This is a genomic window from Leucobacter chironomi DSM 19883 (genome assembly GCF_000421845.1).
Classification (GTDB): Bacteria; Actinomycetota; Actinomycetes; order Actinomycetales; family Microbacteriaceae; genus Leucobacter; species Leucobacter chironomi.
In genome coordinates this window covers 1-1,500 of the sequence record NZ_ATXU01000026.1, presented here as the reverse complement: position 1 = coordinate 1,500, position 1,500 = coordinate 1, and the positions used below count along the sequence as shown (strand labels likewise).

Sequence of the window (1,500 nt, the reverse complement as noted above, 5' to 3'; positions counted from 1 at the left end):
CGTGCGCCCTCACGGGCTCGAACCGTGGACCCGCTGATTACGGGTTTATCATTATCCGAACGTCTGCGAGCATACCAGATCACGTACCCTCATGGATGCTCTCGGAGGTCTCGGCCTGATGTGGGGCGAGGAGCGGCGCGCCCGGCGCGCCGCCTGATTCCGAGCGCCAGCGCTTTCTGGACAGGCTGCAAGAATGCACCCAACTCTCATCGCAGGCCCGCAATGGGCCGTTCTCATTTCCCTATGGCTCGACTACCTCCGCTCATGCGATTCGTCACGCGAGACCGTGAAACTGCGGAGCTATCAACTGCGGCGGCTTGCGGTCGCGCTGCCCGACGCCGATCCGCTCAGGGTCGGTCTCGATGACCTTGCTGCGTGGCTCAGCGCGAAGGACTGGAGCGCGCAAACTCGGCGCTCGGCCCGCTCTGCGGCGCGCCAGTTCTTCGGGTGGCTCCAGCTCACCGGGCGGCGCATGGATAACCCAGCGCTGGGGCTCCGGTCGCGGCCCGCGCCCCCGGGCACGCATCGCCCCGCCGACGAGATGAGCGTGCGCCGCATCCAAGGATCGGCCGACGAACGCACCGCGCTCATGGGTAAGCTCGCATCAATCGAAGCCATGCGCGCTTGCGAGATCGCGGTTGTGCACACCGACGATGTGATCGAGGATCTAGTGGGCCACTCGCTCATCGTGCATGGCAAGGGCGGCAAGACGCGCACGATCCCGCTCGATGACGAGATCGCACGCGAGATCCTTGACCGGCCCCGGGGTTACGTCTTCCCCGGTCGGATCGACGGCCACCTCTCAGCCCCCTACGTCTCAAAGTTGCTCAGCCGAGCGCTACCCCCAGGCGTCACCGGCCACATGCTCCGGCACCGTGGCGCGGGCAAGGTCTACGCGGGCACCGGTTACGATCTTCGCGCCACTCAGAAGTTCCTCGGGCACGCATCGGTCGTTACCACGCAGATCTACACCCCCGCCCGGGACAGCCAGATGCGCCTGGGGATGCTCGCGGCGGCTGAGCGAGCCGTCGGCTAACGCTATGCTCGGCTCATGAACGCAGATCAGAGCGCCCCGGAGCGCGACTACACTGAAGTTACGCCGCTCACGCCTGCCGCGCGCGCACCGTTCAACGCCCTGCTCGTGACGGGAGGGTGCCTCGCCGCGCTCGCCGCGCTCGGCCTGTTCTTGGGATTCACGAGTACCGGCTACGGGCAGGAAGAGCAACAGGTCGCCGGGTGGGTCATCGCAGCGATCGGCGCAATAGCCTCCGCCCCGCTCCTGGCCGCCTCGGGGATCGTGGCAGGTCTGGGACCGCGCCTACCCTCCGACACCCTCGAGAACAAATAGCACGCGCAGAGAATCCCGTCGAGGTCGACGGGATTCTCTGCGTTCTTGCTAGTCGCGCGTCGGGTGTGCGACGGCGAGGCCGGTGACGCTGAGCAGCGCGGCGGCGAGCACGAGCACGGAGCCGATCTGATCGGCGGTCATGAGTCCGTAGG

At 66.9% G+C, this 1,500-nt stretch carries 2 protein-coding genes; both read left to right on the top strand.

Features of this window, described 5'->3' with window-relative positions; genetic code table 11:
* Positions 1–286: 286 nt before the first annotated feature.
* Positions 287–1,036: a tyrosine-type recombinase/integrase gene (locus H629_RS0113810; protein ID WP_205618719.1), complete on the top strand. Its 750-nt coding sequence runs from the start codon at positions 287–289 to the stop codon at positions 1,034–1,036.
* Between the two features lie 15 nt (positions 1,037–1,051).
* Positions 1,052–1,348: a hypothetical protein gene (locus tag H629_RS0113805; protein WP_024357813.1), complete on the top strand. Its 297-nt coding sequence runs from the start codon at positions 1,052–1,054 to the stop codon at positions 1,346–1,348.
* Positions 1,349–1,500 lie beyond the last annotated feature (152 nt).